Annotated in this window: 6 protein-coding genes and 1 riboswitch; of the genes, 5 read left to right on the top strand and 1 reads right to left on the bottom strand. The window is 69.6% G+C overall.

The window, feature by feature from the left end; genetic code table 11:
• The coding region (locus tag VFF46_RS29615) for a prolyl oligopeptidase family serine peptidase (RefSeq protein ID WP_325040519.1) at positions 1–216 on the top strand (216 nt) is incomplete at its 5' end.
• Between the two features lie 8 nt (positions 217–224).
• On the opposite strand, the gene VFF46_RS29610 is transcribed toward VFF46_RS29615, so the two are convergent.
• On the bottom strand, positions 225–1,589 hold the full coding sequence (locus VFF46_RS29610; RefSeq protein WP_325040518.1) for an aminotransferase class V-fold PLP-dependent enzyme: 1,365 nt from the start codon (positions 1,587–1,589) through the stop codon (positions 225–227).
• A 16-nt stretch (positions 1,590–1,605) separates the two neighbouring features.
• A riboswitch (SAM riboswitch) is annotated at positions 1,606–1,719 on the bottom strand.
• A 96-nt stretch (positions 1,720–1,815) separates the two neighbouring features.
• Here VFF46_RS29610 and VFF46_RS29605 point away from each other — a divergent pair.
• From VFF46_RS29605 to VFF46_RS29590, 4 genes are all read left to right on the top strand, one after another.
• On the top strand, positions 1,816–2,331 hold the full coding sequence (locus VFF46_RS29605; protein WP_325040517.1) for a DinB family protein: 516 nt from the start codon (positions 1,816–1,818) through the stop codon (positions 2,329–2,331).
• A gap of 74 nt (positions 2,332–2,405) precedes the next feature.
• A complete protein-coding gene (locus VFF46_RS29600; RefSeq protein WP_325040516.1) occupies positions 2,406–4,499 on the top strand; it encodes a DUF6351 family protein in 2,094 nt (697 codons plus the stop codon).
• An 18-nt stretch (positions 4,500–4,517) separates the two neighbouring features.
• A complete protein-coding gene (locus VFF46_RS29595; RefSeq protein WP_325040515.1) occupies positions 4,518–5,300 on the top strand; it encodes a DUF4184 family protein in 783 nt (260 codons plus the stop codon).
• A gap of 280 nt (positions 5,301–5,580) precedes the next feature.
• A partial coding sequence (locus tag VFF46_RS29590) for an FtsK/SpoIIIE family DNA translocase (RefSeq protein WP_325040514.1) occupies positions 5,581–7,539 on the top strand: 1,959 nt, incomplete at its 3' end.

Raw genomic sequence — 7,539 nt, 5'->3', positions numbered from 1 at the left:
ACAGGTGATCACGACGACCGCGTCGTACCGCTGCACAGCCACAAGTTCATCGCTGCGTTGCAGCACGCTCAGTCCGGTCCGCAGCCCGTCTTGACTCGGGTGGAGGTCAACACGGGCCATGGCTTCGGTAAGCCTGCTGCGATGGTCGCGTCGGAGTGGGCCGACCTACTGGCGTTCGCTGCTCACCATGTAGGTCTCGTGCCTCCCGAGCAGTAGGAGGAGGGTCACCAGATCCGCGGCGCGTGGAGGTCGCGGGGATCGTCGGCCGGCTGACAGCCGTGCGCGCTCTCCGCGTATTCCGTGCGCGGGCCGGTCGTGGCCAGCGTGCGTACGGCGCCGACGAGCCGGTCCACGTGCTCCCGGGTGGTCCCGAGGCCGAGGCTGGCGCGGACCGCCGTACCGTGCTCGTTTCCGGCGCTGAGCAGGTGGCCGACCAGGAGGTGGGCGCAGAACTTCCCGTCCCGGACGCCGATGCCGTACTCCGCGCTCAGGGCCGCGGACACCAGCGTCGAGGTCAGACCCTCGATCGTGAAGCAGACCGTGCCGACGCGATCCGCGTCCGCACCGAAGATCGAGTACGTCGTGACGCCGTCGATCTGGGCGAGACCGGTGCGCAGCCGGGCGAGCAGGCTGCGCTCGTGCTGCTCGATCGCGTCGCGGTGCTTCGTGATCGCGGCACAGGCACTGGCCAGCGCGATCGCGCCGATGACGTTCGGGGAGCCACCCTCGTGCCGCGCCGGGCCGGTCGACCAGACGACGGTGTCACTGGTGACGGCGTGCGTCGCGCCACCGCCGTACAGGTACGGGTCCGCGGCGTCGAGCCAGTCGGAGCGGCCGATCAGCGCGCCGGCGCCGTACGGGGCGTAGAGCTTGTGACCGGACAGCGCGACCCAGTCGACGTCCAGCGCGGCGATGTCGACCGCGCGGTGCGGGGCGAGCTGCGCCGCGTCCAGACAGACCCGCGCGCCGTGCGCCTTGGCCACCTTGGCGATCTCGGCGATCGGGAAGATCTCACCGGTCACGTTCGACGCGCCGGTGATCACGACCAGCCGCGGGCCCTCGGGCGCCTCGCGGAGCGCGTCGGCCACGTTCGTAACGGCCTCGGTCTGACCGGCCGGCGCCTTCAGCCGGACGGTCCGCTCGGCCGGCCAGGGCAGCAGCGCGGCGTGGTGCTCGGACTCGAACACGATCACGGTCGCGTCCTGCGGCACGGCGTGCGCGAGGAGGTTGAGCGCGTCGGTGGTCTGCCGGGTGAAGATCACCTGGTCGCCCGCGCGGGCGCCGACGAAGGCGTGCACCTCGGCGCGGGCCCGCTCGTACCACTGGGTGGTGATCCGCGAGGCGTACCCGTTGCCGCGGTGCACCGACGCGTACGACGGCAGCGCGGCCTCGACGCTGGCCCGGACCGACTCCAGGCACGGGGCGCTCGCGCCGTGGTCGAAGTTCGCGTAGTCGGTGACCCGGCCGTCGGCCAGCGGGACCAGCAGGTCCGAGCCGACGGTGGCGGGGATGTTGCCGGCGAGCTGCTGGCCACCGGTGGGCCGCGAGCTGGTGGTACTGGCCGGCTCGAGGATGGAGAGGATCGACATGGAGCTGCTCCCAGGAAGTCCGCGCTTGCCGAACGGGGTATCCGCACGGCCTGGTCTTCACCCGGGGCACCCCACCGCGGAGGAGGGTTGCCGGCCAGCTAGCCGGGGCTTGTCGCTGGCACTCATGACCTGCCGAAGACGGTAACGAACGGGACACGGTCGCCGCCAGTGCGAATCTCATGTGATGAGATGACCGAACACATCGTGGGACAACGTGAGGATGACGATGACCTGGAGAGCACCTGCGGTCGAGCGGCCCGACGGCTCGCTGACGGCACCGGAACGCGAACTGCTGCAAGGCTACCTGGACTTCTACCGCAGCACGTTGCTGTTGAAGTGCGCGGGGCTGACCGCGGAACAGCTCGCCGAGCGGCCGTCGCCGCCGTCGAACCTCTCGCTGCTCGGGCTGATCCGGCACCTCACCAAGGTCGAGCGGATCTGGTTCCGCATCCACTTCGCCGACGAGCCGGCCGCGCCGTTGTTCGCGCCCGAGCTCGGCAAGGACGCTGACTTCGAGCTGATCGACCCGGCCGACGCGCAGGCGGCGTACGACGGTCTGATCGCCGAGTGGAAGCTGTCCGACGAGGCTGCGGCCGGGCGCTCGCTGGACGACCGGTTCACCTTCAGCGGGACCGAGTCGACGTTGCGGATGATCTACATCCACCTGATCGGCGAGTACGCGCGGCACTGCGGGCACGCCGACCTGGTCCGCGAGCAGTTGGACGGGACCACCGGCGCCTGAAGTGGTCCACTCCGGCCGGAAATCGATTACCGCGAACTCTTCCGGCGTCGGACGTGCTGTGTTCGACTCATCACATGAAGCGACCAGCCGCCCTCGTGGCCCTTCTGACTGCGATGTTCGCCGCCGTCCTGGTGACCCCTGCCAGTGCGGCCTCCGACGTACGGATCGAGGTCTTGTCCGCGCCGCGCGCCGACATGGTCAGCGACGGCAACGTGCTGCTCGGGATCACCGGGCGGCACCTGGACGACCTGAAGATCCAGCTGAACGGGAAGGACGTCAGTAGTGCGTTCACCCGTCAGCAGGACCGCCTGATCGGCGTCGTCCAAGGCCTCACCAACGGTGCCAATACGGTGACCGCCGCTTCCTCGAAGCTGGTGATCACCAACCATCCCCGGAGCGGTCCGCTGCTGGCCGGTCCGCACGAGACGCCGTACGTCTGCGGTACGGCGGACTTCGTCACGCTCGCCAAGGTGAAGCTCGGTCCGCCGTCCGACGCGAACTGCACGGTGCCGACCCGCGTCGACTACCTGTACCGCTCCACGACCGACCGGTCGCTGAAGGTACTACCGGCCACGAAGCCGGCCGACCTGGCGACCACGACGACGTCGGACGGCCGCACGGTGCCGTACATCGTCCGCGTCGAGACCGGCGTCATCAACCGGTCGATCTACGAGTACGCCGTACTCAACGACCCCGCGGGCGGTGAGCCGAGCGTGGTGAAGGCGCCGAGCGGGTGGAACGGGCGGCTGGTCTACACGTTCGGCGGCGGCTGCCCCGGCGGGTGGTACCAGCAGGGGAGCGGCACCGGCGGCATCAACGACGACGTGCTGCTCGGCCAGGGGTACGCCGTGGCGTCGTCGAGCCTCAACGTGTTCGGCATCAACTGCAACGGCGTACTCGCCGCCGAGACGATGTCGATGACCCGCGAGCACATCCTCGAGACCATCGGCGTACCGAAGCAGACGATCGGGTGGGGCTGCTCGGGCGGCTCGTACCAGGTCTTCCAGATCGCCGACGACTACCCGGGGCTGCTGGACGGGATCGTCGCGTCCTGCGTGTTCCCGGAGGTCGGGTTCGCGACGCTGCACACGATCACGGACGCGCTGCTGCTCGATCACTACTTCCGGTCCGCGACCGGGTGGACGGACGAGCAGAAACGCGCCGCGGCGGGCTTCGGCAAGGTCGGCACGATCGCGAACCTGGCCGGCGCCGGCCGCCGCATCGACCCGCGGGTCTATTGCCCTGCGCAACTACCTGTCGAGGACCGGTACGACCCGGTGAAGAACCCTCAGGGCGCGCGCTGCGACGTGTACGACCACCAGGTCAACATCTGGGGCAAGGACCCGAGCACGGGCGCGGCGCGGCGGCCGCTGGACAACGTCGGCATCCAGTACGGCCTGGACGCGCTGAACGCGGGCAAGATCTCGGTCGCGCAGTTCCTCGACCTGAACAAGACGGTCGGCGGCTTCGACACCGACGCCAACTTCGTCCCGGCCCGCACCGTCGCGGACCCGCAGGCGATCCGTACGGCGTACCGCACCGGGCAGCTGATCAACGGCGGCGGGGGACTGGCCGGTACGCCGATCATCGACTACCGGCAGTACTGGGACGAGCAGCCGAACGGCGACATCCACCTGATCTTCCACTCGTTCTCGCTCCGCGAACGCCTCCGCAAGGCGAACGGTGACGCCGGCAACCAGATCATGCTCGTCCAGGCCGGCGACGCCCCGGGCGGCTTCAGTACGGCGAACCCGGTGCTCACCGACGCGCTCGCGTCCCTCGACCGCTGGATGGACGCGGTGGACGCGGACCACGGCCCGGGCTCGCCGCACGCGAAGCTGATGCGCAACAAGCCCAGCGCGCTCACGGAAGCGTGCTGGAGTCCGGCGAACCAGAAGATCGTCGAGACACAGGTGGACGGCATCGGTACGACGAGGTGCAACACGTTCTACCCGGCCTGGCCCGCGCCGCGGCAGGTGGCCGGTGCGTCCGTTGCGAACGACATCATCAAGTGCCGCTTGCAACCGCTGAACAAGTCCGACTACAAGGTCAAGCTGACCTCTGTGCAGTGGAAGGCGTTGCGGCAGACCTTCCCGAACGGTGTCTGCGACTGGTCCGCACCTGGTGTCGGGCAGCAGCCGCTTGCGGGCAGCTGGCCGACGTTCTGACCCAATAGGCTGCGGGGCGTGCCCTTCACCCTGGCTCACCCCGCGGCCGTCCTCCCGCTGGTCCGGCGCCCCTTCGTGGCGTCGGCACTGGTAGCCGGTGCGGTGGCACCGGACCTCCTGTACGTCGGACCGATCTACCGGATCGCCACGCAGTACATCAACGGGAACTTCACGCTGACGCTCACCCACAAGCTCACGTCGGCGTTCTGGCTGGACCCGTTGCTGGCGTTGCTGATGCTCCTGGTGTTCAACCTGGCCCTCAAGCGGCCCTTGGTCGCTCTTGCCCCACCCGCTCTGGCTGCCCGCCTGCCTGTCACCGGCAGGATCTCTTTAGCGGTCCTGCTCTGGACGGTGCTGTCCGCCGTCGTCGGTGCGCTGACCCACGTGATCTGGGACTCCTTCACGCACGGCGACGGCTACTTCGTCCGTGAGTACCCGGACCTCCTCGGCGGCGTCAACCGCATCCTGCAGTACGTCTCCACGATCGGCGGCTGCCTGATCCTCGCGGTGTGGCTGTACCGCTGGTACCGCCGTACGCCTGCTGTGGTCACACAGGGTGACAAGCTCCCGGCGTGGATCCGGTACGTCGTCCTCGGCGCGCTGGCGTTGTTCGCGCTGGTCGGCGCGGTCGTCGAGCTCAGCCGGGTGGAGGGCGGCCTGGCGGGCGAGACCGCCGTACGCGTGGTGCTGTCCGGCCTGGTGGCGGGCGGTCTGGCCGCGCTCGGCTGCTTCGTCGTGCTGTGGCACCTGGGTCGTCTGGGCCGTCTGAGTCGTCTGGGGCGCGGCGCTCGCGTGTCGTGATGCTACGGATGGGTCGGTGTGATCCCCGTGATCGGCGTGTGACACATGGGACTCGTGGGGTAGTCGGGGTAGCCTGAGCAATATGGCGACCCGCACGTCTTCCCCGGCGCGGGCGCAGAAGTCAGCCGCCAAACGGCCGAGCACGGCCCGTTCGGCAGCTGGTGGACGCCCCCGTCCGTCAGGCGCCCAGAAGCGTGGGCAAAGCGCGAAACGTGGTGGAACCTCCGCCGCGCGGACCAGCACGCCCAAGAACAGTGGACCGGGTCCGTTCGCGGCCGCCATGCTCGCTGTCGCCCGCGGATTCGTGAAGGTCTGGATCGGCATCGCGCACCTGCTCGGCGGCATGGTGCGGGGGATCGGTCACAGCGCCCGCGACCTGGAGCCGGAGCACCGTCGTGACGGCGCCGGCCTGTTCCTGATCGGCCTCGCCGTGGTGGTCGCCGCGGCGATCTGGTGGGACCTGCCGGGCTCGGTCGGCGACGGCGTACGGACGGTCGTCGGCGGCAGCATCGGCATGCTCGGCTGGGCGCTGCCGCTGATGCTGGTGGTGATCGCGATCCGCACCCTGCGGCACCCGGACCGCAACGGTCCGGCCGGGCGGCAGGTGATCGGCTGGACCGCGATCTGCCTCGGCGTGCTCGGCCTGATCCACATCGCCAACGGGCTGCCCCGGCCGAACAACCCGGCCGACGGCCCGCTGCGCGACGCCGGCGGCGCGATCGGCTACTTCATCTCGTCGTTCCTGTCCGACCTGCTCACCCAGTACGTCGCCGCCCCGCTGCTGGTCCTGCTGTCGATCTTCGGCGCGCTGGTCGTCACCGGTACGCCGGTGTACGCGATCCCGCTGCGGTTCCGCGCGGCGTTCGACGTACTGATGGGCCGGACCGAGCTGCCCGCGGACGCGCCGTCCGTGCAGGGCGCGCCGACCGACGACACCGTCCGGCTGACCCGCAAGCAGCGCCGCGCCAAGGCCGAGCTCGAGGACGACAACGACCCTACGGTCAAGCCGTACGACTCGCCGGTGCTCGAGGAGACGCCGAAGCGCGGCCGCAAGTCCAAGGCCAAGCCGCCTGCGGACGAGGAGCCGTACGACGAGCCTCCGTTCGAGCCGGCTGCCGAGATCGCGTTCGAGCCGCCGGCCGCGGAGAGTAAACCGCCGGCGCCGGCTCCCGAGCCGCCGCCGCACACGCCGCTGCCGCAGCGCGTCGAGCAGCTGAGCCTGTCCGGCGACATCACGTACACGCTGCCCGACGGGCAGATGCTCAAGCCGGGCTCGGTGCACAAGGCCCGCACCAAGGCGTCCGACCAGGTCGTCGACCGGCTCACCGAGGTGTTCGACCAGTTCGGCATCGACGCCCAGGTCACCGGCTACACCCGCGGCCCGACCGTCACCCGCTACGAGGTGGAGCTCGGCTCCGCGGTGAAGGTCGAGAAGGTCACCGCGCTGTCCAAGAACATCGCCTACGCGGTCGCATCGGCCGATGTCCGGATCCTGTCGCCGATCCCGGGCAAGTCCGCGATCGGGATCGAGATCCCGAACGTCGACAAGGAGATCGTCAGCCTCGGCGACGTGATCCGGTCGGCGACCGCCCGCAACGACCACCACCCGATGGTGGCCGGCCTCGGCAAGGACGTCGAGGGCGGCTTCGTCGTCGCGAACATGGCGAAGATGCCGCACCTGCTGGTCGCGGGTGCCACCGGTTCGGGTAAGTCGTCGTTCGTGAACTCGTTGATCACTTCGGTGCTGATGCGCGCCACGCCCGACGAGGTGCGGATGATCTTGGTCGACCCGAAGCGGGTCGAGCTGAACAACTATGAGGGCATCCCGCACCTGATCACCCCGATCATCACCAACGCCAAGAAGGCTGCCGAGGCGCTGCAGTGGGTCGTCCGCGAGATGGACATGCGGTACGACGACCTCGCGGCGTTCGGGTTCCGGCATGTCGACGACTTCAACAAGGCGGTCCGCGGCGGCAAGGTGAAGCCCCCGCCCGGGTCCGAGCGCGTGCTCACGCCGTACCCGTATCTGCTGGTGATCGTCGACGAGCTCGCCGACCTGATGATGGTCGCGCCGCGCGACGTCGAGGACTCGATCGTCCGGATCACCCAGCTGGCCCGGGCCGCCGGCATCCACCTGGTGCTCGCCACGCAGCGCCCGTCCGTGGATGTCGTCACCGGTCTGATCAAGGCGAACGTGCCGTCCCGGCTGGCCTTCGCGACCTCGTCGCTGGCCGACAGC

It is taken from the genome of Kribbella sp., from assembly GCF_035655035.1.
Classification (GTDB): Bacteria; Actinomycetota; Actinomycetes; order Propionibacteriales; family Kribbellaceae; genus Kribbella.
The sequence above is the reverse complement of the archived record's forward strand: the minus strand, read 5'-3'. Positions and strand labels throughout refer to the sequence as shown.

Bases quoted from the DNA above. Each gene is read 5' to 3' on its own strand.
- VFF46_RS29605 (WP_325040517.1), top strand. From the start codon at position 1,816: ATGACCTGGAGAGCACCTGCGGTCGAGCGGCCCGACGGCTCGCTGACG.
- VFF46_RS29600 (WP_325040516.1), top strand. From the start codon at position 2,406: ATGAAGCGACCAGCCGCCCTCGTGGCCCTTCTGACTGCGATGTTCGCC.
- VFF46_RS29610 (WP_325040518.1), bottom strand. From the start codon at position 1,589: ATGTCGATCCTCTCCATCCTCGAGCCGGCCAGTACCACCAGCTCGCGG.